Raw genomic sequence first — 25425 nt, 5'->3', positions numbered from 1 at the left:
AACGCTTCGGTGCGTCACCGGCGAACCTGTTCCGACAGATCGATTCCTGCAGTGTGATTGCTCCACATCTCCAGTAAAAAGTCCGTCTCTTCGTGCCGCAACGTGCGTGTGAGCGGCAGGTATTGGGTGAGGAGTGCGTGAGCCTCTGCGCCCTGCATGGGGCAGCCGTCGATCGGATGCAGCCAGTGGCACGCCAATACGGCGCCGTCTGGTGTCAGGCACGCGGCGAGCCGTTCGATGACCTGGATGAACAACGCCGGCTCCAGGTAATACGCCCACTCGCTGATCACGATCAGATCGAACTGGCCTTCTGGCCAATCCTGGGGCAAGCATCCCTCCACGACCTGCGCTCGCGGATACTCGCGCAGCCGTGCGCGCGCCAGTTCAACCGCGCGGGTGCTCATGTCCATGCACAGCAGCTGGTCGCAGCGCTCCGCCAGACGCAGGCTCAATTCGCCGTTCGCGCACCCCGGTTCAAACACGCGTTCATAGCGTTGGCGGGGCAGCGCCGCAAGGGTCAGGTCGCGCTTGCGTTGCTCATACCAGCGGGTACGAAAAGCCCAAGGGTCATCGCTGTCGGCGAACAGTTCGTCGAAATAGTCGGCAGGCAAGCTCACAGGAACACCAATTCGAACGGTTGAAGCAGTCGCTCCAGGGTGACGGTGTCGAGCACGGGCGCCGCGCCGGTGCTGACATCGTCGTGTAACTGGCTGGCGTGGGCGTTGATTGCCCGACGCTTGCGTTGCAACTGGGCGTCGCTGAGCATGAATTTTCGCGCCTGCTGCCAGGGAATCCGCGGGTCGTTGGGTTCGGCCCAATGCCAGGCCCACACCGGAATCTCCAGCAGGGTGGCGCCCGTGTTCGCGGCGGCCTGGGCAGCACAGTGACCGACGGCCTCATGGTCGCAGTGGCCGTCATGACGCCATGTGGTCACGAGCACGTCGGTCGAGCGTAAATCCTCGCTCAGCAGTGCTATCAGAGCATCAGCGCGGTCAGCGACCTGACCGTCGCTCATCCCCAGCCGCTGCCAAGCGAAGCGCGGCAGATCGAAGCCCAGCGCGGTGACGGCCCGCTCGCTTTCCCGACGCCGTTCGGTACGCAGCCGCGAACGCGGCCATTGCGCGGAGTCCGGGTGACTGCCCTCGCCATCGGTCACGGAAATCAACTGCACGTCTTCCTGGCGGTTGGCCATGGCTGCCAGGAGTCCGCCGCAGGCGAGCACTTCGTCGTCGGGATGGGGCGCCAGCACCACCAGTCGTGCACCCGGTGGAACCAACTCGTCGACATCAATGGGCCGAACGCCGCTCAAGGCGACGCTGTTGCGCCATTCGCTCAACGGGGTGCCACTGACGCCAAAGGGAGCTGCCTGATTCATAACGACCAATCCTCGGTTGTGCTATGGGTCAGGAGTTGACCCAATTGCGCCAGATCACGTTCCGCGTGGCTTTGCCGGATGAACACCGGCAGGTCCACCGCCAGGCGCGCAAAATGCGGATCGCGGCAGAATGGCGTCGCGCCCAGCGCACGGCCGACATGCCTGCATACCTGCTCAACCGCCATTTCGACGTGGGCGCGAACGCGTTGAACGGGCAGTCGAGCATCGGCGTGCGGATGGGTATCGATCCATGCCGCACATTCTCTGAGTGCTGCAGCGGCCCCGAGCAGCGCGGCGTCCACCGATCCCAGATGGGCGTCGGCGTGCGGGTCAGCGCGACCCTGCTGACGCTGTCGGTGAAGGGACCGCGCCAGCGCAACGGCGGCGCCATACCAGGACGCCGCGATACCCGCGCCGCCTTGCCAGAAACCTGGACGCTGCAGATAAGCGCCGGATTCTCCGACGCAGTGACCTGTCGCGTGTTCAAAATGGACATCGACGCTTGCGGTGCTGCCCATGCCCACCGCCTGCCAGCCTCGCCCATCAACACTGACTCCGTGTTCATTGAGGCGGACAGCAATCAGTTGCGGTTGACCCTGTTCGGTCCAGGCGGTGATCAGTGCGTAGTCGATCTGTTGTGCACCGGAACACCAGGCTTTGGTGCCATTCAGGCGCACTTGATCGCCTTGCCGCTCACTGACGATCACCCGCGCGTTTGGCGGCTCGGCAGCCCAGACACCCCAGATGCCTGGGTCGGAAAACGGCGCGCAGCCGAGTTCTTGAAGGATGGCCAGCGCATCGGTATGGCCCTCGTACAGTTTCAGCAACGCGAGGTCGATTCCGGCCACGTGGGCCAGTTGCTGCCACCGTGCCAAGGTTTCGCCACTACCGGGTAACGGCAAGCGGTCCAGGTCGCGCGCCATGCACAGGCGCATCGCTTCACAGAGTCGTTCATCGGTCATGGGCGCATTGGGACGGCGGGCGAAGGCTGCCAGCACCGATTCAAGGCTATCTACGTCATCACGCATATTCAGTGTCTCCGCCAGGTTCAACGTCGACGCGAGGTGCGTGCGCTGTTCATGAAAGCCTGCTCATGAAATGAGGCACCTGGCGCGGGGTGGGGTTCAAAAAAACTTCGGCGGCTGCGTTTGCGCGGGACGGCAGGTGCGCAGGCCTTGGTGTCGCCAAGGTCTCTGCGCAGAGGAATGGCCCTGCGCGGTTTTGTCGCACCCGGCAGTCCGGCCCGGGCAGATGCCATGGGGCGTGGCGAGGTAGAATGTCGCCCCATGAAATTCGTCCGAACCCATCAATCGCTTATCGCCTGGATGCTGTACGGCATCGTGCTGTTCAGTGGGCTTGTGTGCAGCCTCAGCCACGGGCAGATGCTGCGGGCGTTCAATCAACTGAACGCGGGCGTCGAGTGCAGCGAGCACCATGAGCTTTCAGGGCGCATGGACATGGCGCAGATGGGCGATCATGCGCAATTGATGAAACTCTCAATGACCGATTGTGCGTTTGCCGGCACGGCCGTATTGGCGCTGGTGTTCTTCATCGGGCTGAGCTGGCGGACGCGCCCTACGTACAAATCCCTTCCACGGTCCGATTACCGGCTGCGCAGGCCACCTCGACAGACCTTTCCCGGAATCGCCCCGCAGGCGCCCTGAGCGTGGCGTGGCATGAACACGGTGTTTAGCGTTCGTCCCTTCTTCGCCATTTCGGGCAGGGCTCTGCCGTCAGGGCGAGAAGCGAGACGAGTCAAGGCCGGCGTTGGCGCTGGCTGCTGCTTCAGAGAGTTCGTCACATGAATGATTTACTGACCCGCCGCCAGGTGGTCTCGGGTCTGGGGCTTTTGGGCCTCGGGCTTCTCGCGGGTTGCGATGGTTCGACCACCGCGCTCGATTTCAAATACGGCAAGGATCTGAGCAACAAGATCATGGGCCGTACCTTCAAACTCACCGACACCCAGGGTGAGGTCAAGACACTGTCCAGCTATCGCGGACTGATGCCGGTGGTGTTCTTCGGGTTCACCCAGTGTCCGTCGGTCTGCCCGACTGCGTTGGCCCGTGCGGTTCAGGCCAAGAAGCTGATGGGCGAAGACGGCAAGACCATGCAAGTGATCTTTATCACCGTCGACCCCGAGCGCGATACGCCCGAGATACTCGACGCTTACGTCAAGCAGTTCGACCCAGGCTTCGTGGCCCTGCGCGGCACGCTGGAGCAAACCCGGGCAGTGGCGAAGGAGTTTGGCGTGTTCTATGAGAAGGTCCCTGTCGGCGACACTTACACCATGTCACACACCGCCACCAGTTTCGTGTTCGATTCACGGGGTAATCTACGCCTCGGCCTGTCGCCCTCACTTTCCGCCAAACAATGCGCGGAAGATCTGCTCACCGTCATGGAGGTCTGCTGATGACTGCTCTGTTGTCCAAAACTGCCCGGGTTCTGTTGGCGTCGCTGTTGGCGGGTTGCAGTCTGTCGGCCATCGCGCAAACCAAGGTGGAAGACGCCTGGGTGCGCACCTCGGTGCCCGGTCAGCCGTCCTCGGGTGCGTTCATGCGTGTCACGGCGGACAGCGACAGCAAGCTGCTCAGCGTCAGCTCGCCAGCCGCGAAGGACGTGCAGATTCATGAGATGAGCATGACCAACGACGTCATGCGCATGGGGCCGGTGGATTCGGTGGCATTGCCTGCCGGCAAGACCGTATCCCTTGACCCGGACGGTTACCACGTGATGCTCATGGGCCTGGTCAAGCAGATCAAGGAGGGCGATCAGGTCCCGCTGACCCTGACAGTCGAAAACGACAAGGGCGTACGCGAAACCATCGAGGTGCAAGCCCCCGCCCGCGCGATGATGGAAAAGATGGACATGGGCCACGATCACGGCGCCATGAAGTGAAGTAAGCACCTGTGCCGGTTGCAACGACCGGCACCTTTTTTCGTTGCAAACAAGGCCTGTCAGCGGACGTTGAAGTGTCAGCTCCGCCGAATTCGCGAGCACGCTCGCTCCCACCGTATGAGCGTCCTCCTCAAGTCGTCAGAACGACACGGACCCTGTAGGAGACGTCCGAGGTTACGAGGGCAGCGAATGCGGTCGGGTCGGCGGCATTGAATCTGTGTTCTGCCCCTCTTGAGTCGAGGCTCACGCCCGGAACATTCCCACCAGCAGCACCAGATTCAAGCCGATGATCAACAGCGTGATGGCGCAGGACAACGTCGTTAACACCGGGCCGGTCACGAAACTCCCCATCAGCTTGCGATCGGACACGAAACGCACCAGTGGCACGATGGCGAAGGGGAGCTGCATCGACAGGATCACCTGGCTCAGTACCAGCAGTTTTGCAGTGCCTTCGGCGCCGTACAGGCTGGTGACCACGACCACGGGAATGATCGCCAATCCTCGGGTCAGCAAGCGACGGACCCAACCGGGGAGTTTGAGGCTGAGAAAGCCTTCCATGACAATCTGCCCGGCCAGCGTCGCGGTGACCGTCGAGTTGATCCCCGATGCCAGCAGCGCCACCGCAAACAGCGCTGATGCGATCCCGACCCCCAGCATCGGCGAAAGCAGATGGTAGGCTTGCTCGATTTCCACCACATCGGTCTTGCCGGCCTTGTGAAAGACCGTTGCGGCCGTGATCAGGATCGCGGCATTGACGAACAACGCCAGGGTCAGGGCGATGGTGCTGTCGGTGACCGCCCAGCGCAGGCCGATCCGCCGGCCTTCGTCGGTTCGGGGATAGGCCCGGGTCTGGACGATGGAGGAGTGCAGGTACAGGTTATGTGGCATGACCGTAGCGCCGATGATGCCGATGGCCAGGTAGAGCGCTGCCGGGTTGGTGACCACCTCGGCCCGGGGGATGAACCCGGCTAACAGTTCGGCCATGTCCGGACGGGCCAGGACCATCTGAATCGCGAAGCAGCCGAAGATGATCAGCAACAGCGCAATCACAAAGGCTTCCAGCGCCCTGAACCCTCTGCCCATCAGCAAGAAAATCAGAAAGACGTCGATGGCGGAAATCACTGCGCCCCACACCAGTGGAATCCCAAACAGCAGGTTCAGAGCGATCGCAGTGCCGATCACTTCTGCCAGGTCGCAGGCGATGATTGCGATTTCGCAGGCGATCCACAACGCGATGCAGACGGGACGGCTGTAGCGTTCGCGGCATGCGCGGGCCAGATCCCAGCCGGTCACGATGCCCAGGCGTGCAGACAACGCCTGCAAGACGATTGCCATCAGATTGGAAAACAGAATGACGGAAAGCAGCAGGTAACCGAATTGCGATCCACCGGCGAGGTCAGTCGCCCAGTTGCCCGGGTCCATGTACCCGACCGCAACCATGTACCCGGGGCCGGTAAACGCCAGCAGGCGCTTGAACCAGTTCCCGGTCTTGGGCACGGCGACACTGGCACTGGGCATGCCGCCACCCAATGTGTCATCGCCGGGGTTGGCCCGGTTCTTTATCGGTTGCATCAGTTGCTGTCCCGCTCAGGTGAGGGCCGCCGTGTACACAGATCAAGGGTGCACAGATCAAGGCCGTTCAGTGCCGTATGCGCAGCTTCAGTGTGCGTAGTCAGGGTTAGCCCAATAACGCTTGGGTCGCCAGTGAATTCAGATAATCGCCAAAGCCTTCCCTGCACCTGGAATGCTTGCGCGCGCTGGTCATGACACTGTTTCGAGCGGTCCAGACAATGGCCGCGCCAGTGCGCTCCAGGTCCTTGACGAGGTGCACGTCCTCATGGGCCTTCAACGCCCTGAACCCTCCGGCACGCCGGTACGCCGCCGAGGATACCCCCAGGTTTGCGCCGTGAATGTGCCGGTGTCCGTCGACCGGACGGTACAGCGCGTTGTAACGCTGGCGAACCTGGTCGGAGTGCTCGGACCAGTCACTCACTTCGACAATCCCACAGACAGCATCAGCCCCGAACGCCACCTGCTCGGAGAGCCACGCATACGGCACCACGGTGTCGGCGTCAGTAAACGCCAGCCAGCGAGCGCCGCGCTCGAGCATCAACTGCGCCCCGGCAGCGCGCGTCATGCCGACATTGCGGTGTTGGCATGTGTGCACCGACACGTCATGGCTGCGTGCAATCCGTTCGGAGTTATCGGAGCAGTCATCGAGCATGATCAGGATCTCCACCGCCTCGCCCCCCAGGCCTTCGTGACCGGAAGCGGCAACCAATGACTTGATGCAGTCATCCAGAAAATCTTCTTCGTTGTGCGCGGGGACGATGATTCCAATCATGGGCAAGTCTCATGTCGGGGCTTGCGACGATCGCGTGGGCCTATTTATCTCGACGAGAGGGTTAAATATTGGTTTCAAGTTTTTTCGTTTACGAAGACGAGTTGTTACCGTGAGCGAGTTAATTGAACGCCGAGCAAAAAAAGATTGAATTAGTTGCGCCAAGGCCGCTCATACACCGTGAGTGCGAGAGCTCCCCCGGTGGTCTGTACGTCGCTGTCTTCCACCGGGGTTATAGACTTCCCAAACGCATCGACGCCGCTTAAAGCGGCGTTGATGCGTTTTTCGTTTCAGCGCTATGAAAAACCGGTTCAGGCGGCCTGCAACGACTTGCTGATGGCTTCGTTGAACGCTGGCAGGTCATCCGGGGTGCGCGAGGTGATCAGCGTCCAGCCGTTGGCCGGGCACTCTTTGACCTGCTCGTCGACCCAGTCAGCGGCATCAGCGTTCAGCAGATCGGTCCGCACGCTGGGGTAGGAGGTCAATGTCTTGCCGGCGATCACGCCCGCATCGATCAGCAACCAAGGCCCGTGGCAGATCGCAGCGACGGTTTTGCCGGCGTTGGCGAACTCGTTGACCAGACGTTGTGCGTCGTGGTCCTGACGGAGGGTGTCTGCGTTGACGGTGCCGCCTGGAATCACCAGCGCATCGAATTGATCGGCCGACAAGCCTGCCAGTGTGGTGTCCGAGGTCACGCTGGTGTCTTTTTCGGTGTCCTGGAGAAAGGTCTGGGCGGCGCCGCCCTTGATGGTCGCGTGCGTAACCGTTGCGCCCATGCCTTTCAGCGCTTGGAGTGGCTTGAGCAGCTCATCGCGCTCGATGCCGGTGTTGGCGGTGATGATCAGGACTTTCTTGCCGTTCAGTGTGCTGCTCATGATGTGATTCCTCTGACGTGAGATGGCACCCGCTAAAACGGGTGGTGTCGGCTCTCAGAGGGAATCGTAAAAATGAAGTTCAGCCCGATTGCATCGCCGGTATCGGCGCCAATCAGCCAGGACCCGGACGGGCGGCCCGGTTCACAAGCACTCGCGTGCCGCTTTTTCCAGGGCGCTTTGACCGAACGCCGAGGCAAGCGGTGCGCGCTGGTACAGGAACACGCGGGTGTTGGGGTTGCCCTTGAACACTTCGAGAATATCGTCCTGCGACAACTTGCCGGAGATCAGCAGTTTGTAGTGTCCCTTGCCCTCGGTCATCGTGGTTTCGGGCCTCAGCTTTTGCCATTTAGGGAAAACGCATTGGGCGTAGTCCGCAGCGAGCTTGGGGGTTTCCAGATTGACGGAAGGGTTATTGGGGGTAGAACCGCAGCCCGCGAGGCTCACGGCCAGCACACTTGTCAGCAGTAAAAGACGCATCTATTTCGTCCTGAAATCAGAGAGTGAGATCACTTTAGAGGGCCGCACGCGTTAGCGCCATATCAATTCAACATCATTGATGATCTAGGCAACGGGCATTCGGAAGTGTTTGTTCTGTCTCTATTTAATACAAAAGGCGACGTCAGGAAACGCGATCATTTGCGTTTATTAACGTCGAGCCCGTTAGGAGTGGGCGCGTATGTTGACGAGCTAATGCGCAAATGAAAAGAGCGCTGCCGAAAAAATCCTGAATGACCGTTCGTAGGCGTAAATGAATATTAGCCGCCGTTGGCGTGTTCACCCCAAGAACACCGTCCGGCGCTGGATGATCCAGCCGCCGGATCTCACGGTACCTGTGCGCACACGGTCTCTGGGGGCCACACGCTGTTGTCTGCGTTGTCGCGAGATGTGCTGAAGCGTTGATTGCCATGGGGCGATGGCCTTCGTTTTGCACCGGCTCTGTTTGCGGTTTATGACCAGAACAAGAAGGTGGAGGTAGTTATGCAATTCAGACAAGCAATTCTGGCACTTGCGATCGGAGGGGTGCTGTCCGCATCCACTGTCCTGATCCCCGACTCGATTTCTCATTCCAGCGCCTACGCCAAAGACGGTGGTGGTGGTGGTGGTGGTGGTGGTGGTGGTGGTGGTGGCGGTAACGGAGGTGGCGGCGGTAATGGTGGCGGAGGCGGAGGCGGAGGCGGAGGTCACGGAGGTGGCGGCGGCGGTAATGGCGGCGGTGGCAACGGCGGTGGCGGCAGCGGTAACGGGGGTGGCGGCGGCGGTCACGGCGGCGGTAACGGTGGTTCCGGAGGCGGCAGTGGCGGTGGTGGTTCGGGTGGTTCCGGCGGCGGCCACAGTGGCGGCGGCAACAGCGCCGGCAATGGTCACGGCGGCAACGACCACGGCAACGATCACGGCGCTCGCGGCGACGACCATGGCAATCACGACGCTGGCCATCGCGGCGAACACGCACAAGCGGGCGATGACCACGGAGGCGTTCATCGGTCTGGCGAAATCGGCGACGACCACGGTGTGCACAGAGCCGGCGAAATCGGCGACGACCACGGTGTTCACAGGGCCGGCGAAATCGGCGACGACCACGGTGTTCACAGGGCCGGCGAGATCGGCGATGACCGGGGCAACCATGCGCTGGGTGAGGTGGGGGACGACCGCGGCAATCATGCCAGGGGCGAACCGGGCGACAATCGCGGCGGTGCCTGAGGCGTAACGACCGGACCGGGCGAAGCCGCGAACGTCGGCTTCCCGGGCCGGTCATGACCCATTCAAATCCCCAACATCTTGTGAATTTCCCCATGTCTGCGGGGCAAGGTCCCCGCAGCCGCCAACGTCCATGCCAACTTTCCTCATTAAATTGTTACGACATCTTTCAGTGAAAGCCACGACTTAGCCGCGTTGGCTTGCCATCGTTTTGCCTTTATCAAGCCGTGCTTCAACTCTGGCAAGGGATTTGCCCCTTCACCCACTACCTGCAGGCGCTTCTCCGTGCGACGGGCCGCTAAAAGCCTTCGACACGCAGCGCTTAACCAGGGCAGTCGGATGAAACACAAATGCCCCTGTGCATGAGTTGAAGGTGAATCACATGAAACAACCTGCGCGTTTAAAGTTTCCCCCCCTCCACGGGTTTCAGCTTTTGCGCGGATCTTCCGCGGCATTGATCGCCCTGACCATGGGGCTGACCGGTGTCCAGGCCGGGCCGATCGACAACGAAGATCAACCCCCTCCCACTGACCCCTCTGCGTATTACGACCCGCCTGCCGATCCGGCCGCCGCACTGAATAATCTACTGACACTGCCGGAAGCCAACGAAGGCGCCATCGACCTGCCGAACGACGTCAAAGGCACGCGGGCCACCACAAGGATCGAAAACGTCCTGCCGCCCTCGGCGCAAACCAGTTTCAACTTCCCCACCAATGGCAAGCCAAGCCCGTTGTTCGGCGCTCAACCTTTCACCCAGGCAGTGTTGCTGTTTGAAGAGTTCGGGCCGACCAAGCTCGACCCGACCGCCTCGCCGTCGCTGATTCCGTTCCCGGTTCCAACACTCGGCCCAGGTCCTGCGCAGGACCCCACCAACGTGGCTCGCAGTGGCCCCTCGCCTGAAGCGTTGGCCGCCTTTCTCGCGCAACCGGGTCTGACGCCATTCCCGACGCAGTTCGCCAACTCACTGGACCGCAACCCGTGGCAGGCCCAGATTCAGGATTTCCTGAACCGTCGCGTGGACGCGCCCGCCGAAGGGCGTCCGCCAGGAAAAGGCTGGTCACATCAGCGCTGGAATGAGTTCTACCCGCAGATTGCCTACAAGACCGTGCAAACCGGCGCTCATTCGAACAGCGGTTTTCGCGATCACCTGCAGTTACACGATTACAAAGGCGGGGAGTGGGGACCCGGTGGTTTGAACTACTACCCCGACGGCAGCACCAACCACGGCGGTAGCGCCAGTGGCATCGGCGTGCGCCTTCACCCGCTGATGCCGGTTCAGGAACACAACTCGGTGTGGACATTCGACGGCACGCTGCCGCCCAAACTGCTGATGGTGCGTTACGGCCAGCCGGTGTTGATGCGTCACTACAACGGCTTGCCGATCGATCCGTCGGCCAACAAAGGCTTTGGGCTGCACACCATCTCCACCCACGAACACAATGGTCATAACCCGGCTGAAAGTGACGGCTATGCCAACGCGTTCTTCTTTCCGGGCCAGTACTACGACTATCGCTGGCCGATGCAACTCGCGGGTTACGACACCATCAACACCAACGCCAAGGACCCACGCGCAGCGTTTCCGTGTGCGCCGGGTGAAACCCTGTGGGTCAATGATGAGTCGCCCGGTATGAAGACCTGTGATCACGGGACGATCAAGATCCGGGGTGACTGGCGCGAAACCATGAGCACCCACTGGTTCCACGATCACATGATGGATTTCACTGCCCAGAACGTCTACAAGGGCAACGCGGCGATGATGAACTACTACAGCGCCCTGGACCGTGGCAACGAAGCCATCGACGACGGCGTCAACCTGCGATTCCCCAGTGGCTCGACCCTGGCGTGGGGCAACCGCGACTACGACGTCAACCTGACCGTCGCCGACAAGGCGTGGGATCAGGCCGGGCAACTGTGGTTCAACCCGTTCAACACCGACGGCTTCCTCGGCGATGAAATGGTTGTGAACTGGAGCTACAAGCCTTACCTGGACGTGCGCGCCCGCAGTTACCGTTTCCGCATCCTCAATGGCTCGGTGTCGCGATACGTGAAGATTGCCGTGGTGCGGGAAATCAAAGGCAACAGCGGAGAGTTCCCTGGGCCGAAAGACTCCGGCGTGTCCTACGCCCGGGTGCCTTTCCACATGATCGCCAACGACGGCAACATCATGGAACACACCGTGCCATTCGACGGCACCCTGGACCTGGACGGTGACGGCGACCTGAAAAACAACTTCGGCATCCTGCCCAATCAGGGCATTGCCGAACGCTACGACATCATCATCAACTTCGGGAAAAACGGCATTAAGGCCGGGGACAAGCTGTTCTTCGTCAACGTCATGGAGCATGACACCGGTAAGGGGCCCAAAGGCGAAGTGCCGCTCGCGGACGTGTTGTCCGAAAAGTACCTGGCCGTCATCAAGCAAGGCAGCAAGGGGCCGCAGTGGGACAAGGGGGACCCGGTGGTGGGCAAGTTCATGCAGATCAACGTCAAGCCTTATACCGGGCAGGACCTGAGCATGGATCCGGTGGTGTACGAGCCGGCCAAACCGGGCAAGCCTGAAGGCAAGACGATGATTCCGCTGACCCTGCACCGAGACAACGCCGCTGACATCGCGCTGCTGGGCCAGGCACGTCATCGCACCTTTATCTTCGGTCGTTCCGACGGCACGGATTCGGTGCCCTGGACCATCAAGACCGACGGCGGTCTGGGTTTCACCATGGACCCACGCAGATTGTCTGCCGGTATGCACCTGGCCAACGGCGCAGAACCGTCCGGCTATCAGGGCACCGGCACGCTGGAAGTGTGGAAAATCCAGAACGGCGGCAACGGCTGGACCCATCCGGTGCACGTGCACTTCGAGGAAGGGATCATCCTCAGTCGGGGCGGCAAGGCGCCACCTGAGTGGGAAAAATGGGCGCGTAAGGACGTTTACCGCATCGGCACCGACAGTGGCGACAACGTTGAGATGGCGATCCATTTCCGCGAGTTCGCCGGGACCTACATGGAGCATTGCCACAACACCCAGCATGAGGACAACTCGATGCTGCTGCGTTGGGACATCGAGCACCCGGGTCAATTCCAACTGATGCCGACACCGATGCCCACCTGGGATGGCGTGGGGTATGTCGCCTCTGCCGCGTTGCCTACCTACCACGACGGCGACGGCAGCGGTCCTTCGGTCAAGCTGGCGGCAGCCGTAACCACGACCACGCCCACTACAGGTTCGGGTGGTTCGAGTGCCGGCGGGTCCGGCTCTGGGGGATCGGGTTCCGGCGGCTCGGGCTCCTCGGGTTCCGGCAAAGGCAAAGGCAAATAGCGATCCGCGGGATCGGGGAGGGTGCAGTCATGTTCCAGATGCTTCGCAGCGCGGCCATTGCAGTGACCGTTTTTATGACCGTCATGGTCTGGGGCAGCCTTACCGGCGTGGCCGGTGAAACACCGTCGGCCACGCCGTGGGGGCAGGATTTCTTCCCCAACACGGTATTGATCAACCAGGACGAACAGCCGGTGCATTTCTACGACGACCTGATCAAGGGCAAGGTGGTGGTGATCAACTTTATCTTCACGTCGTGCACCGACTCCTGTCCGCTGGAGACCGCCAGGTTGCGGCAGGTGCAGAGGCTATTGGGCGACCGGGTCGGCAAGGACGTGTTTTTCTACTCGATCAGTATCGACCCTGAAACCGACACGCCAGCAGTGCTCAAGCAGTACGCCGCCAAGTTCAAGGTGGCGCCGGGCTGGCAGTTTCTGACCGGCAACAAGGACGACATCGTCGAGCTGCGCCGCAAACTGGGGTTGTTCATCGAAGGCGTCGACAACGGCAGGACCACCGACCATAACCTGAGCCTGATTGTCGGCAACCAGACGACCGGGCGCTGGATGAAGGCTTCCCCGTTCGAGAACCCTTACATTCTTGCGGACCATCTGGGCAACAGCCTGCAGAACTGGAAGGTCGCCAGCGAGCACTTGGACAGCTACGCGAATGCCCCAGACGTGCGCGCGCCGAGCCTGGGGGAGCAGATCTTTCGCACCCGCTGCAGTGCGTGTCACACGTTGGGCCATGAAGGCGAGGAAGCGACCGGTTTGCGGGGTGTCGGGCCTGATCTGCTCGGCGTAACCCGGCAACGCGACGGCCTGTGGCTGGGGCGCTGGCTCAAGGAACCGGACGTGATGCTGGCCGAGAAGGATCCGCTGGCCATGAGTTTGTACGAGGCCTACAACAAGGTGGCGATGCCCAACCTTCGGATGGCCGACAACGACATCGCCGAGGTCGTGCAGTATTTGCAGGAAGAGACGGACCGTCAACAGCCGGTGACTCACATGGCCGGTGATGACATGCATGCCGGGCATGAGGGATACGCGGGTCATGAAGGGCATCACATGCAATAAGCCGTTTGCCTGGAAATCCGGATCAGCCGAGTGATCGGCGTCCGCGATTGCTCTTGCCATTAGAAGAACGGCTGCCTGAATGGCAGCCGTTTCTGTTTTTGAAAAGGCCAGCCCGAGACTTTAGGGGGCTTCAGGTGCATTCCTCTCGATGAGTGGCCCGGTCAGGTGCGCACGGCATGGCCCTCTTATGCTTCGCTCTGCTCGTTGCTGATGACTCCAGGCCCTTAACCGAGCATTGACATCGCTCGTTTTGAGGTTAGAGTGAGCACAAACGAGCAGATAGCCATGGGGTGGGTCAATAGATGTCAAACGAACTGCAACGCGCCGCGTATGCGGTCCTGCTGCCTGCATTCGCCGGGCTGGAGCTGGACGATACCGTGCGCCGCTATTTAAACCGGGGCGGGGTTTCGATCCTGCTGGGTGAAACCCGCGATGAGTACCTGGCGCGCAACATGAGTTTCGAGCGCCGACGCTCCGAGACTCAGGCGCACTTCATGGGCATCGCCGAACAGGCCGCCGCCTGTGCGGGCTCGCCGGTCTTGGTCGCAGTGGATCAGGAGTTGGGCGGGATCCAGCGCCTGCACGGTCTGGTGCCTGGCATGCCGGCAGCTGACGCGCTGAAGGAGATGAGCGCCGACGTGATTGAAGCACGCAGCTATGAGATGGCCAGTTCGGCGCGGGTCATGGGTGTGAATCTATTCCTGGCCCCCATTGTCGACGTGGTCACGGGTGTCAATCCGTGGTTGCATCATCGCAACCTGGGGCCAGACCCGGTCGAGGTTTCGCGCATCGCCTGTGCCTTCATTCGCGGTGTGCAAAGGGCCGGTGTCACCGCCACCGCCAAGCATTTTCCCGGCCACTACCAAACCGAGCATGATCCCGCAGTGGCGCGCGCAATCGTGTCCGGTCCTGTCGAGGCACTGGAGGACGGCCTTGATGTGTTTCGTCAGGTGATTGCTGCGGGTGTTCAGGCCGTGATGCCGGGCCCTGCAGTGTTTCCGGCGCTCGACCCGTCGCAATCGGCAAGCACCTCGCAGAAGATCATTGGTTTGTTGCGCGACACGCTGGCATTCGATGGGCTGATCATTTCCGATGACCTGGATGCCGTGTCGATTCTGCGCGACAACAGCCTCACCGAAACCGCCGTGACCGCCCTGAAGGCGGGTGCGCACCTGCTGCTGGTATCAAGCGAGGCGGGGCTCGATGGCATTGCCGAGGCCATCGTCGCTGCCGTGGAAAACGGCGAGCTGGATCGACAGCAACTGCTCAATGCAGCGAACAGGGTCCGCCGTCTCGCGCAGGTTTCCCGAGCGCAGGTCGATTCCGGGTTGTATGTGTCGTACCCGATTTCCGGTGGCCATCTGACCCGTCGGGTGACGTTGTGAGCGAAGGGCAGCAAGACGCCGTTTGCAGTAGGCAGGAGGAGGGTTGCGCTGCACAATGCACCCACGCCAAAGGACCTCACCCGCCAAGAGTCTGTTGCCCATGTTCACCCCGCTTACCTATGCACAGCTGCTGCACATTGCTCATCGTTCCAGTGCCGTGACGCACCCCTGCGCCTGCCTGGCCAAACCCTTCGCGGGATGGGAGGGGCTGCCGGTCTCGATCAAGGAAAGCCAGTTGCGGGAAACCGGCTCATTGATCGCTGCCGAGGAAGAAGACCTGACCCTGGATGAATACCACCCGGACGGCACCTCTTATTGGTCTGAAAAGGCGCCCATCGCCCCGCAATTCTTTCCGTACAACCGGTGCAAAGTCTGCGAGTGCGTGGACTGCAGCCGCGTCTATTTGCGTTACGCGGAAGCCGGGGCCTACCACATCGAGCAGCGTATTCGCAGCCTTGATCCAGCGTTGATGGTCGATGTGGCGTTCGAAGGCGTCGGGCGCGCCTGAGGTCGCGGCGTCCAGTTACGGCTCTTCATTTGTGCTCCGCCTACGCAGGCTTTAACCTTCGCGGCACGCCTTTCATAACAAAAGGAAACGCCTGATGAGTTGGTCAGCGAAGCAGTATTCGATGTTCGAGCAGCAGCGTACCCGTCCGGTCCGCGACCTGGTGGCGGCAATCCCGACCCAGGAAGTCAAGACGGCGATCGATCTGGGCTGCGGGCCTGGCAACTCCACCGAAGTGCTGGCTGCGCGTTTCACCGATGCATTGATCACCGGTCTGGACAGCTCTGAAGACATGCTCAGCGACGCCCGTCACCGCCTGCCAGACCTGGCCTTCGAGCTGGCTGACATCGCAAGCTGGAATCCGCCGCAGACCTACGACGTCATCCTGGCCAACGCATCCCTGCAATGGGTGCCTGATCACGCGCAACTCTACCCGCGTCTGGTCAGCCGCTTGAATCCCGGCGGTAGTCTGGCCGTGCAAACCCCGGACAACCTTGAGGAGCCTGCACACCGACTGGCGCGCGAGATCGCCGCCAACGGCCCGTGGGCGGACAAGATTGCTTCGGTCAAACACCCTGACCGGCATCCGGCGGCCTCTTACTTCGAGCTGCTGCGACCGCACTGCACGGAAGTCGATGTCTGGCGCACGACCTACCATCACCCGTTGGCGGGCGGCCATGCCGCCGTGGTCGAATGGTTCAAGGGCTCTGCGCTGCGGCCTTATCTGCAAAAGCTCGATGAAAGCGAACAACAGGCCTTCCTCGCCGCTTACCTGAAGGCGATCAGTCAGGCCTATCCAGCGCTGGATGACGGCACCGTGCTGTTGCCGTTCCCGCGTTTGTTCATCGTTGCTGTGCGCTGAGGGGAGCCCGCCATGACCGATGCCGAAAGCACGCTGGCCTCGCGCCTGATTCGCAACTTCAACGAAGTGCCCTTGCAGGACGAGCGCCGCGAGCCGCTCTACCAAAGTCAGGCTGCTCGCCTGGGCACGGGCACGGCGGCGCAGAAACTGGGTGCGTCGGTGGACATTGTCCCTGCGGGCAAACGTTCATGCCCCTACCACTTTCATTACGCCCAAGAGGAAATGTTCGTGGTCGTCGAGGGGCAGGGCACATTGCGGGTCGCCGGGCAAATGCTGCCCATCAAAAGCGGCGATGTGATCTTCATTCCTCCGGGTCCTGAGTACCCGCACCAGATCATCAACACCTCGAACGCGCCGCTCAAGTACCTCTCCATCAGCACGCGGGAAACGCCGGAAGTCTGCGAGTACCCCGACTCCGGCAAATATCAGGCGATGGTCACGATCAACGGCGCGCGAGCGTTCACCGCCATGCACCGTCCTGAAACCCGACTGGACTATTGGGAAGGGGAGCCCTGATTCCCGTTATTTGAGCCTCGATATCGACTTCAGGGCGATTGGTTATAACGATAGATCGTTTCGGTCTACTCTGTTCATAAGAAAGGTCGCTATCCTGCGCGCCAGTTTTTTCTCGCGTTTGCGCATTCGTTAGGCATGACAATGGATTTTGGCAATATAGGTTTCGTCGTTGCAGGTTTGCTGGTCGGGTTCATTGTCGGCATGACCGGTGTCGGAGGCGGTTCGCTGATGACCCCGATCCTGTTGTGGTTCGGGATCAATCCGGCCACCGCCGTCGGCACCGATTTGCTGTACGCCGCCATCACTAAAAGCGGTGGCGTGCTGGTGCACAAAAAGAACGACAACATCGACTGGGGCATCACCGGCTGGCTCACCCTCGGCAGCGTCCCGGCGGCGGGGCTGACCCTGTGGTTCCTCAGCAGTCTGCACACCGCCCCCGACGCGATGAACTCGGTGATCAAGCAGGCGCTGGGTTTTGTACTGCTGCTGACGGCACTGGCGATCTTCTTCAAACAGCGCTTGCTCGCCTTCGCACATCGTCATGCCGGTGATCACTACCGTCTGAGCGACAAGAGTCTCAATACCCTGACCGTGGTGACGGGCGTGGTGTTGGGGGTCATGGTCGCGTTAACCTCCATCGGCGCGGGCGCCCTGGGCACCGTCGCGTTGTTCATCCTCTATCCTTTCCTGGATACACGTCGACTGGTCGGGACAGAGATCGCCCACGCTGTTCCGCTGACCCTGATTGCAGGGCTCGGTCACGCCAGCATGGGCAACATGAACTGGTCGATGCTGGGCTTCCTGTTGATGGGGTCACTGCCGGGCATCTACATGGGCAGCCATCTCACCGGCCGAGTTCCAGACTCAATCCTTCGTCCGTGTCTGGCGGTGATGTTGATCGCCATCGGCTACAAACTGGCGTTCTAAGCCAGACGTCGCCGTGCCCTCAGCTTCAGGAGATCTGACGGATGGAGATCATCGCCGAGCCCCACCTGATCCGTCTGGTTACGGAGCGCCTTGTTCTTCGCCCGGCTTTGGGCGGTGATGCTGCGCAGATCCAGGCGTACCACATCGGCAACCGCAAGCATCTCCAACCGTGGCAGCCGATGAGACCCCCTGGTTTTTATGCGATCGAGAACATCATTCGTCGCATCAGTTTCATCGAGCACGAACGGCTCGCCGGGCGCGGCTTGCACCTGTTGATCTGTGAGCGCGAAAGTGGCGAGATGATCGGCGAGTGCAACTTCAGCAACATCGTCCTCGGCGTGTTCCAGGCCTGTCATCTGGGCTATTCACTGGCAGAGCAGGCGCAGGGCACGGGGCTGATGACGGAGGCGCTGCACAAAGCCATCGCCTACGTATTCGAGGACCTGCAGTTGCATCGAATCATGGCCAACTATCGGCCGGAAAACGAACGCAGTGCCCGGGTGCTGTCAGCGTTGGGGTTCCAGCGGGAAGGTTTTGCCCGTTCCTACCTGAAGATCAACGGCGAGTGGGCAGATCATGTGCTGACGGCGCTGGTGAATCCCGCTCAGCAATAAGTGCTTTGAGAGCACCGGCAAAAAAGCCGCGGGTCATTCGGCGATTCGAATGACCCGCGGCGCGCGGTTACCCATCAGCAGAGCTTGTCGATGACGCGTAAGCCTGGCTCTTGCTGTGCGCTGCCCCATTCACTGCTCAGGGTATCGAGTACCTGTCCCAGGAATTGCTTGTCGGCGGCCGCCTTCTTGCCGACGTAGCCTTGGCCCTTGCGGTACATCTTCAGCCGCGCACGCATATGCGGGTGCTGCTCGTCGAACTGTTGCTCCTCGGTGCACGCACCCAGGCTGTCCATATGCACATCACCTTTCTCACAGACCCAGAGAATGTGGCTATCGAGGGAGTCCTTCTGCGCTGCGAACAGTCGAGCCAGTTGATCAATAGTAGGTTGATTGTTCAGATTCATGATCGGATACCCCTTTGTGCCTATTCGTTAATCTATCTGGTTAGTTCAAACGTAATGGCGAATCGTCCATCGATCCGCAGTCCTTTCCATCGCTGACAAACAAGGTCCGTCGGTACACAGAGCCGGTGCCGGGCGTATGGATGCAGTGGGAAGAAGAGGCTGCTACGGAATGAATCGATCCAGAGGAGAGAATCAGCGGGCGTCAAGAGGACACTGGCGACGATGCGTGGTCGACCACAAGTGTCATGAGGACGTTTCGCCAGCGCTCGGCCTATGGGTCGATCATGCCGGTTCAGCTCTTCAATCTGCCTTGTGGGCAGCACACCTCAGACTGTTTAACAACTACTGCGCTTGGCAATCCTGCGTTAAAACCATGCGGAAAATGCTCATTTAGAACACCTAAAGTCGGACGCGACCCCGGCCGTTTTCCGCCTGCTTTTGCCTTGTCTTGCCTGCGCTCGTGACGTTGTAAAACACTCTGATTCCAGAGGATGTTCGACGGCTACGTCGAACGGGCCCGGAATACTTTTGCCAGCTCTCCCGATCGGGGAGACGCTTGAACTATGCCGTTACGAAAAAGCTTCGTCAACCGTTTTGTAGTGAATATTTTCGTGCGCTACATATTTTGTAGTTTCAATACACAAAGGTCGATTCGTGACTACAAAGTCAGTGAAATCGGGGCCTCTCTGGGCGTGGGAAGCTGCCTGGGGAAAATCAGCAGGAGCGGAAGATTGCGTGTCAGGGCGAACTCGATACACAGTAATCGATGCCCCTGCCTGTTGGCTCAACCCGACCTTTGAGGATGAATATGGATACCCTCGCTATTTCGAACCCCGTGCTTCCCAGCTATGACGACGTGGTCGCTGCCGCCAGACATATTGAAGGCCATGCCCACAAGACACCGGTGCTGACGTCGCGCACGGCGAACCGTGAGCTGGGCGCCGAGGTGTTCTTCAAGTGTGAAAACTATCAGCGGATGGGCGCCTTCAAGTTTCGTGGCGCCTTCAACGCGTTATCGAAGTTCGATGCCACGCAACGCAAACACGGGGTAGTCGCGTTTTCCTCAGGCAATCATGCGCAAGGTATCGCGCTGTCGGCCCAATTGTTGGGCATTCCGGCGACCATCGTCATGCCCCACGATGCACCGGCTGCCAAGGTCGCCGCAACGAAGGAGTATGGCGCGACGGTCGTGGTCTATGACAGGTACACCGAAGACCGCGAGGCGATTGGGCGGCAACTCGCTCAGGAGCACGGCCTGACCTTGATCCCGCCTTACGATCACCCGGACATCCTTGCCGGGCAGGGCACGGCAGCGAAAGAGCTGTTCGAGGAGGTCGGCAGGCTGGACTCGCTGTTCGTCTGCCTGGGCGGCGGTGGGCTGCTCAGCGGGTCGGCGTTGGCGACGCGGGCGCTGGCACCCGAATGCAGGTTGTACGGTGTCGAGCCCGAGGCCGGTAACGATGGTCAGCAATCGCTGCGCAGCGGGAACATCGTCAAGATTGACACCCCGAAAACCATCGCCGATGGCGCGCAAACCCAGTACTTGGGCAACTACACTTTCGGCATCATCAAGCGCGATGTCGACGACATCCTCACCGTCAGCGACGCGCAACTGGTCGAGGCCATGCGCTTCTTCGCCGAGCGCATGAAAATGGTCGTAGAGCCTACCGGTTGCCTGGGGTTTGCAGCCGCTCGCGCCATGGCGAGCGAACTGAGGGGGCAGCGGGTCGGTGTGATCATCAGCGGCGGCAACATCGACCTCAACACTTACGCGAAGCTGCTGGCGCGTTAGCACCCGCAGCGAGCGGCGTCTCTGTGGCGGTCGGCGGGAACGCCTGGAGCGCGTTGCCGCCGACGTGCGACGATCAGACGGATTTGGCCACCCAGGCTTTTTGACGGCGGTACAACACCAGCGTCGCTGACAGACCGCACACCGCGGCGAACATCAGCCAGTAGGCCGGGGAAGCCTTGTCGCCAGTGGCTTGTACCAGAAATGTCGACATGGCCGGTGTGAAGCCGCCGAAAATCGCCGTGGCCAGGCTGAACGCTAGCGAGAAGCCCACCACGCGCACGTTCTGCGGCATGACCTCGGTCAGCGCCGCCACCATCGCACCGTTGTACATCCCGAAGAAGAACGAGAAATACAGCAGGACCACCAGCAAACGTTCGAAGCTGGCGGCTGCCGCCAGCCAGTGCATGGCCGGGTAGGCGGTGAAGATACACAGCAACGAAATGCCCAGCAGCAAGGGTCGGCGACCGATTCGGTCGGAAATCGCACCACCGATCGGCAGCCAGATGAAGTTACTGAGCCCCACGAACAGCGTCACGATCAGGCTGTCAGTGGTGCTCAGGTGCAGCACCGATTTGCCGAACGTCGGGGTGTAGACGGTGATCAGGTAAAACGTAGTGGTGGTCATTGACGCCAGCAGTCCACCCGCGAGCACCGTGCGCCAGTTGTCACGCATCGAGCGGAACACCTCACGGGCGCCTGGGTGATGCGTACGGGCCTTGAACGCCTCGGTTTCCTGCAACGAACGACGAATCACGAAGATGAACGGGATGATCACGCAGCCGATGAAGAATGGCACGCGCCAGCCCCACGCGGCGATCTGAGTGGCGTCCAGCCAGGCATTGATGCCGTAGCCCAATGCCGCCGCCAGAATGATCGCGATCTGTTGACTCGCCGACTGCCAACTGGTGTAAAAGCCGGTGCGACCCGGTGTGGCGATTTCCGCCAGGTACACCGAAACTCCCCCCAGCTCGGCCCCTGCCGAGAATCCCTGCAAAAGACGCCCCAGCAACACCAGAAAGGGTGCTGCCAGACCGATGCTGGCGTAGCTCGGAACCAATGCAATCAGCACGGTGCCGCACGCCATGATCGACAGCGTCACGATCAGTCCCTTGCGACGTCCGACCCTATCGATGTACGCGCCCAGGATGATCGCGCCGAGCGGTCGCATCAGGAAACCCGAACCGAACACGGCGAAGGTCATCATCAGCGAGGCAAATTCGCTGCTGGCCGGGAAGAAGGTCTGGGCGATGTACGTGGCGTAAAAGCCGAACAGAAAGAAATCAAACTGCTCAAGAAAGTTGCCGCTGGTGACCCGCACGATGGCGGCGAATTTCGCCGCTCTCGGTTGGGGCGTTGTCGGTGTGGTGTTCATCATGGCGTCGGTATGCTCGATATTGTTATTGGAATGAAAGGTCGGTCTGGTATCGGGATCAATCGCTGCCGGCGTTGATCGGGTTGCGTTGGCGTTTTTCGATGGAAAACTTGAGCAGCGCCGCGCTGCGGAAAATGCCGTGGGCGAATTTGCTGTAAGGCATCGTCAGGAAGAACGCCATCACGAACCCCAGGTGCAGGGCCAACAGCAGGCCAAGCGCCGTCGTTTCGCGAAATGCCAGCAAGGCCAGACCACTGATGCTCAGGGCCAGCAGCAGGGCAATGAACCCTCGGTCCATGGGCTTTTGATGGGCGTCGCCTTGTTCGGGATTGCGCCGCAGGTTCAGGCAGAGCAAACCGGCAGGGCCGATCAGCAGACCGATGCCACCGGCGATGCCGAGCATCACGGGCAGGCTGAGAATCGGGTACGGCGCGTGCCAGTTCAGCAAGAAGTGGTAAAGCGTGGCGACACCGGTTGCGGCGAAGCACAGCATGAAGCCGTAAAAGGTCAGGTGGTGGAAACGCCGCCGCCACAGGGTGAACCGGTCGTCCTCGTTGTTGCAGCCCTGGCCGTGGCCGCCGTCCAGATACTTCAGTTGCGCGACGTTGGCCGTGGCCTCCAGCGCGGCAGACGTTTTGATCGACCCTGAGACGTCACCCGGCGTCACTTCGCGCCAGAACCGGCGTACGCCTATGCCGAGGGCAAGCACGGCAAAGCCGAACACCGCGCCGAACATCATCGCCAGCGTGTTGTGCGGGAAAATGCCGTAGAAATTGCCGCCAGGCATTGCGGTGAAGAGGTTACCCATGACCAGCAGCGCCAGGCACAGGAACAGCGCCAGCCCCGCACCTGTCGCCAACGCGAGCGTAAGGCCGTTGCGCTGATACAGCGTGCCGAACGGTTTAGGCCAGGCGTACTCGGCGTACGTCTGCAGACGCACCTTGGCCATGGCTTTCGGCACGTTGACCGCGAACTCATGGGGCGCGGCGTATTGGCAAGCGCTCAGACAGGCGCCGCAGTTGTGGCACAGGTTGGCCAGATAGTGGATGTCCGCCTGGGCGAATTCCAGACGCCGGGTCATCGCCGGGAACACCGCGCAAAAGCCCTCGCAATATCGGCAGGCGTTGCAGATGGTCATCTGCCGCTGCACTTCGCTTTCGTCCAGATTGAGGACCGGGATCAGGTCGCCCGGCGTCGAAGGATCAAACATCTGCATGGTGCGATTCCGTATTCGTCGTAGAAGATGAAAACCCCGCCGAGGCAGCGGCTTGCGTGCCGGCTATTCGCCCAAACGCGGTGCCGATGGCCATGCCGATGCCGGCGGTGTAGCCCTTGCCCAACACGTTGCCGGCCATCATTTCTCCGGCGACGAAAAGGTTGGGGCTTGCCTTGCCGTTAAAGTGCACGGCGGCCGTTTCATCGGTTGCCAGCCCCAGATAGGTGAAGGTCACGCCGGGCTTGAGCGGGTAGGCGTAGAAAGGCGGTTTACTCAGCGGGCGGGCCCAATGTGTTTTGGCCGGTGTCAGGCCCTCGGTGTGGCAATCGTCCAGGGCCGTGTGATCAAACGTGCCAACCTGACAGGCGCGGTTATAGCGCTCCACGGTGTCCACGAACGCGGCTACGGGCAGACCCAGTTTGCCTGCGAGTTCTGCCAGCGACTGGGCTTGGGTGCCTGGAAATACAGGCGGCATGAAACGGCCGATGGCCTGTTGATCGATGATCGAATACGCCTGCTGCCCCGGTTGTCCGGCCACCAGTCGACCCCAGATGGCGTAGCGTTTGGGCCAGAAGTCTTCGCCTTCGTCATAAAAGCGTTCGCCTTCGCGGTTGACCACCACGCCCAGCGACACGCAGTCGATGCGGGTGCAGATGCCGCCGTCGTACAGCGGCGCGCGGGCGTCGATGGCGACCATGTGCGCCTGGGTCGGGTCGCCGATGATGTCGGCGCCGAGGTCGATCATGCGGCGCAGCAGTACGCCGGTGTTGAAGCGCGTACCCCGGATCAGGAAGTTATCGGACGGCCATTCGCCGCGCTCATTCTGCCCCCAGGCCTCGCGCAGCCACTCCCGGTTGGACTCAAACCCTCCGGCCGCCAGCACACAGGTGCGGGCTTCGATGCGTTCAGCGGGCAGGCGCTGCCCGTCGACCTCCCGTTCGGCGAGATGCGCAGCAACAAACACGCCGTCCCTGAGCTCGATATCGCTGACCTGGGCGTTGTAGCGCACCCTCACGCCCAAGCGTTCGGCACTGCGGAAGTAGGCGTTGACCAGTGCCTTGCCGCCGCCCATGAAAAACGCGTTGGTGCGCGCAACATGCAGGGCACCGGACAGCGGTGGCTGGAAGTGCACGCCGTGGGAACGCATCCAGTCGCGGCACGATGACGACGCGCGAATGGCCATGCGGGCCAGCGTTTCGTTGGTCAGGCCTCCTGTCACTTTGAGCAGGTCCTGCCAGTATTCTTCTTCAGGGTAAGCGTCCACCAGCACGTCTTGCGGGGCATCGTGCATGCAGCGCAGGTTGCGTGTGTGCTGCGAATTGCCACCCCGCCAGACCTTGGGCGAGCCTTCCAGTAGCATCACGCTCGCACCGGCTTCGCGGGCCATCAACGCCGCGCACAACGCTGCGTTGCCGCCCCCTATGACTAGAACATCGATCATTGTGTCTCCTCGAACGCTGGCAGTCAGACTCAGGCGCTGCAAGCGATGGGGGCACAGTAGGGAAAAGCGGCGCAGCCTCGAAAGACCGGATTCACCTTGAGGTGTTTAGTTTTAGTAAAGGGGCGGGCATGCGCCGCGCCCTGATCACGCCGAGCGCTTTCGTGAGCGGGGCATCGCGCTGACGGTGGGAGTCGGTACGATGCCGAATGCGGGCTGTCATCACCATTGATGCAGCTGACCCATCGCATTCGCTGCCCTCGTAACCTCGGACGTCTCCTACAGGTCCTGCGTTGCACCCGAGCTCTGTGGCATGCCTCAAACAGTTGGAAGACTCACGCCCAGATCAAGGTGTCTGACTGCCGCGAGACCTGTAGGAGCTGCTGGAGGTTACGACAGTGGCGAATGCGGTGGGACAGGTACAACGTCGGTGACCGACACGCCGCATTCGCTGCCCTCGTAACCTCGGACGTCTCCTACAGGTCCTGCGTTGCAGCCAAGCTCTGTGGCATGCCTCAAACAATTGGAAGTCTCCCGCCCAGATTGGTCAGACCAAGGTGTCATGACTGCCGCAAGACCTGTAGGAGCTGCTGGAGGTTACGACAGTGGCGAATGCGGTGGGACAGGTACAACGGCGGTGACCGACACACCGCTTTCGCTGCCCTCGTAACCTCGGACGTCTCCTACAGGTCCTGCGTTGCACCCGAGCCCTGTGGCATGTCTCAAACAGTTGGAAGACTCACGCCCAGATCGGGCAGACCAAGGTGTCTGACTGCCGCGAGACCTGTAGGAGCTGCTGGAGGTTACGACAGTGGCGAATGCGG

Annotated in this window: 24 protein-coding genes; 13 read left to right on the top strand and 11 right to left on the bottom strand. The window is 61.1% G+C overall.

The annotated features are described in order from the left end of the window. Nucleotides 1-14: 14 nt before the first annotated feature. From BLS87_RS24530 to BLS87_RS24520, 3 genes are read right to left on the bottom strand one after another with little or no spacing between them, the layout of a single operon-like run. Nucleotides 15-617 carry an SAM-dependent methyltransferase gene (locus tag BLS87_RS24530; protein WP_074756585.1) on the bottom strand — a complete coding sequence of 201 codons (603 nt, stop codon included), beginning with the start codon at nucleotides 615-617 and terminating at the stop codon, nucleotides 15-17. Next, entirely contained in the window at nucleotides 614-1375 is a 762-nt protein-coding gene (locus BLS87_RS24525) for a PIG-L deacetylase family protein (RefSeq protein WP_074756583.1), read from the bottom strand. The genes BLS87_RS24530 and BLS87_RS24525 overlap by 4 nt, the downstream gene beginning before the upstream one ends. Continuing rightward, nucleotides 1372-2403: an acyl-CoA dehydrogenase family protein gene (locus BLS87_RS24520; protein ID WP_143024475.1), complete on the bottom strand. Its 1032-nt coding sequence runs from the start codon at nucleotides 2401-2403 to the stop codon at nucleotides 1372-1374. Before BLS87_RS24520 ends, BLS87_RS24525 begins: the two co-directional genes overlap by 4 nt. A gap of 258 nt (nucleotides 2404-2661) precedes the next feature. Here BLS87_RS24520 and BLS87_RS24515 point away from each other — a divergent pair, with 258 nt between their 5' ends. From BLS87_RS24515 to BLS87_RS24505, 3 genes are all read left to right on the top strand, one after another. Further along, nucleotides 2662-3039: a DUF2946 family protein gene (locus BLS87_RS24515; RefSeq protein WP_074756579.1), complete on the top strand. Its 378-nt coding sequence runs from the start codon at nucleotides 2662-2664 to the stop codon at nucleotides 3037-3039. Between the two features lie 137 nt (nucleotides 3040-3176). Beyond that, entirely contained in the window at nucleotides 3177-3785 is a 609-nt protein-coding gene (locus BLS87_RS24510; RefSeq protein WP_074756577.1) for an SCO family protein, read from the top strand. Continuing rightward, the gene (locus BLS87_RS24505; protein ID WP_074756575.1) at nucleotides 3785-4270 is read left to right on the top strand and encodes a copper chaperone PCu(A)C; all 486 of its coding nucleotides are present in this window, start codon (nucleotides 3785-3787) and stop codon (nucleotides 4268-4270) included. Before BLS87_RS24510 ends, BLS87_RS24505 begins: the two co-directional genes overlap by 1 nt. Before the next feature lie 243 nt (nucleotides 4271-4513). Here the strand turns inward: BLS87_RS24505 and BLS87_RS24500 are convergent, their stop codons facing one another. From BLS87_RS24500 to BLS87_RS24485, 4 genes are all read right to left on the bottom strand, one after another. Beyond that, nucleotides 4514-5788 carry an Nramp family divalent metal transporter gene (locus tag BLS87_RS24500; RefSeq protein WP_074756843.1) on the bottom strand — a complete coding sequence of 425 codons (1275 nt, stop codon included), beginning with the start codon at nucleotides 5786-5788 and terminating at the stop codon, nucleotides 4514-4516. Nucleotides 5789-5948: 160 nt separating this feature from the next. Continuing rightward, nucleotides 5949-6614, bottom strand: a complete 666-nt coding sequence (locus BLS87_RS24495) for a glycosyltransferase family 2 protein (protein ID WP_074756574.1) — start codon at nucleotides 6612-6614, stop codon at nucleotides 5949-5951. A 308-nt stretch (nucleotides 6615-6922) separates the two neighbouring features. After that, nucleotides 6923-7486 carry a type 1 glutamine amidotransferase domain-containing protein gene (locus BLS87_RS24490; protein WP_074756572.1) on the bottom strand — a complete coding sequence of 188 codons (564 nt, stop codon included), beginning with the start codon at nucleotides 7484-7486 and terminating at the stop codon, nucleotides 6923-6925. 141 nt (nucleotides 7487-7627) lie between these two features. Continuing rightward, nucleotides 7628-7963, bottom strand: a complete 336-nt coding sequence (locus BLS87_RS24485; protein WP_074756570.1) for a hypothetical protein — start codon at nucleotides 7961-7963, stop codon at nucleotides 7628-7630. Nucleotides 7964-8464: 501 nt separating this feature from the next. Between BLS87_RS24485 and BLS87_RS34755 the strand changes: the two genes are divergently transcribed. The 9 genes from BLS87_RS34755 to BLS87_RS24440 all read left to right on the top strand — a co-directional run bounded on the left by BLS87_RS34755 (nucleotide 8465) and on the right by BLS87_RS24440 (nucleotide 18379). After that, complete coding sequence (locus tag BLS87_RS34755) at nucleotides 8465-9184, top strand: hypothetical protein (protein ID WP_244165898.1); 720 nt, start codon at nucleotides 8465-8467, stop codon at nucleotides 9182-9184. Nucleotides 9185-9563: 379 nt separating this feature from the next. Beyond that, entirely contained in the window at nucleotides 9564-12497 is a 2934-nt protein-coding gene (locus BLS87_RS24475) for a multicopper oxidase domain-containing protein (RefSeq protein ID WP_074756566.1), read from the top strand. Nucleotides 12498-12571: 74 nt separating this feature from the next. Beyond that, a complete protein-coding gene (locus BLS87_RS24470) occupies nucleotides 12572-13570 on the top strand; it encodes an SCO family protein (RefSeq protein WP_244165901.1) in 999 nt (332 codons plus the stop codon). 302 nt (nucleotides 13571-13872) lie between these two features. Then, nucleotides 13873-14955: a glycoside hydrolase family 3 N-terminal domain-containing protein gene (locus BLS87_RS24465; protein ID WP_074756562.1), complete on the top strand. Its 1083-nt coding sequence runs from the start codon at nucleotides 13873-13875 to the stop codon at nucleotides 14953-14955. A 100-nt stretch (nucleotides 14956-15055) separates the two neighbouring features. Then, nucleotides 15056-15463, top strand: coding sequence for a hypothetical protein (locus tag BLS87_RS24460; RefSeq protein ID WP_074756560.1), 408 nt, complete (start codon nucleotides 15056-15058; stop codon nucleotides 15461-15463). A 94-nt stretch (nucleotides 15464-15557) separates the two neighbouring features. Continuing rightward, nucleotides 15558-16322 (top strand): trans-aconitate 2-methyltransferase, encoded by a 765-nt coding sequence (gene tam, locus BLS87_RS24455; protein ID WP_074756558.1) that lies wholly within the window; start codon nucleotides 15558-15560, stop codon nucleotides 16320-16322. A 12-nt stretch (nucleotides 16323-16334) separates the two neighbouring features. After that, nucleotides 16335-16838: a cupin domain-containing protein gene (locus BLS87_RS24450; RefSeq protein ID WP_074756556.1), complete on the top strand. Its 504-nt coding sequence runs from the start codon at nucleotides 16335-16337 to the stop codon at nucleotides 16836-16838. 141 nt (nucleotides 16839-16979) lie between these two features. Continuing rightward, nucleotides 16980-17765, top strand: a complete 786-nt coding sequence (locus BLS87_RS24445) for a sulfite exporter TauE/SafE family protein (protein ID WP_074756554.1) — start codon at nucleotides 16980-16982, stop codon at nucleotides 17763-17765. Between the two features lie 41 nt (nucleotides 17766-17806). Continuing rightward, a complete protein-coding gene (locus tag BLS87_RS24440) occupies nucleotides 17807-18379 on the top strand; it encodes a GNAT family N-acetyltransferase (protein WP_074756552.1) in 573 nt (190 codons plus the stop codon). A 74-nt stretch (nucleotides 18380-18453) separates the two neighbouring features. Here the strand turns inward: BLS87_RS24440 and BLS87_RS24435 are convergent, their stop codons facing one another. Beyond that, nucleotides 18454-18783 carry a hypothetical protein gene (locus tag BLS87_RS24435; RefSeq protein ID WP_074756550.1) on the bottom strand — a complete coding sequence of 110 codons (330 nt, stop codon included), beginning with the start codon at nucleotides 18781-18783 and terminating at the stop codon, nucleotides 18454-18456. 808 nt (nucleotides 18784-19591) lie between these two features. Here BLS87_RS24435 and BLS87_RS24430 point away from each other — a divergent pair. Then, nucleotides 19592-20575, top strand: a complete 984-nt coding sequence (locus BLS87_RS24430; protein WP_167362100.1) for a threo-3-hydroxy-L-aspartate ammonia-lyase — start codon at nucleotides 19592-19594, stop codon at nucleotides 20573-20575. A gap of 73 nt (nucleotides 20576-20648) precedes the next feature. Here BLS87_RS24430 and tcuC read toward each other — a convergent pair whose 3' ends face one another. From tcuC to tcuA, 3 genes are read right to left on the bottom strand one after another with little or no spacing between them, the layout of a single operon-like run. After that, complete coding sequence (gene tcuC / locus BLS87_RS24425) at nucleotides 20649-21950, bottom strand: MFS transporter (protein ID WP_074756548.1); 1302 nt, start codon at nucleotides 21948-21950, stop codon at nucleotides 20649-20651. A gap of 55 nt (nucleotides 21951-22005) precedes the next feature. Next, nucleotides 22006-23163: a tricarballylate utilization 4Fe-4S protein TcuB gene (gene tcuB, locus BLS87_RS24420; protein WP_074756546.1), complete on the bottom strand. Its 1158-nt coding sequence runs from the start codon at nucleotides 23161-23163 to the stop codon at nucleotides 22006-22008. Beyond that, nucleotides 23150-24604, bottom strand: a complete 1455-nt coding sequence (gene tcuA, locus BLS87_RS24415; protein WP_074756544.1) for an FAD-dependent tricarballylate dehydrogenase TcuA — start codon at nucleotides 24602-24604, stop codon at nucleotides 23150-23152. The genes tcuB and tcuA overlap by 14 nt, the downstream gene beginning before the upstream one ends. Between the last annotated feature and the right edge of the window lie 821 nt (nucleotides 24605-25425).

This window comes from Pseudomonas abietaniphila (assembly GCF_900100795.1).
Taxonomy (GTDB): domain Bacteria; phylum Pseudomonadota; class Gammaproteobacteria; order Pseudomonadales; family Pseudomonadaceae; genus Aquipseudomonas; species Aquipseudomonas abietaniphila.
Note: the sequence above shows the minus strand (reverse complement) of the source record. Positions and strands in the feature narration are given on the sequence as shown.